At 66.9% G+C, this 586-nt stretch carries 1 pseudogene; it reads right to left on the bottom strand.

The annotated features are described in order from the left end of the window. Positions 1-38 precede the first annotated feature (38 nt). Positions 39-586, bottom strand: a pseudogene (locus GVL52_RS28270) (glutathione-dependent formaldehyde dehydrogenase); the annotation flags it as partial.

The raw sequence follows: 586 nt of genomic DNA, 5'->3' as shown, positions 1-586 counted from the left end.
CTTGGCTCTTTCTTCGCGGGCGATGCGGTGGCTCTGGCTTAGGCCGCGGACGGCACGATCACGGGCTTGATGCAGCCGTCCAGCTTGCTGGAGAAGGTGTGGTAGGCCTCGGCGATGTCCTCCAGCGCGAAACGGTGGGTGATGATTTCGCGGGGCTTGATGCGCCCGGCCTGGATGTGCTCGATGAGCCGGGGCAGGTGGCGCTTCACGCTGGCCTGGTTCATGCGCAGCGTGAGGCCCTTGTTCACGGCATTGCCGATGGGCACGGCGTTGAAGGTGGGACCGTACACGCCGACGATCGACACGGTGCCGCCCTTGCGCACGGAGTTGATGCACCAGTGCAGCACCGTGGCCGCGCCGCCCTGCAGCTTGAGCCGCACGCCCGTGAGCGATTGCGCGAACGAGCCTGCGGCTTCGCAGCCCACGGCGTCGATGCAGACGTCGGGGCCGAGGCCGTCGGTCATCTGCTTGAGATGCACCGCCATGTCGCGCACGCTCTTGAAGTCCACCGTTTCGCAGGGTGCGTACTGGCGCACGAAGTCGAGGCGGTATTCGACGTGGTCCACCACGATCACGCGCCCGGCGC

The sequence above is a fragment of the Rhizobium sp. 18055 genome (assembly GCF_902706285.1).
Lineage (GTDB): Bacteria > Pseudomonadota > Alphaproteobacteria > Rhizobiales > Rhizobiaceae > Rhizobium.
The sequence above is the reverse complement of the archived record's forward strand: the minus strand, read 5'-3'. Positions and strand labels throughout refer to the sequence as shown.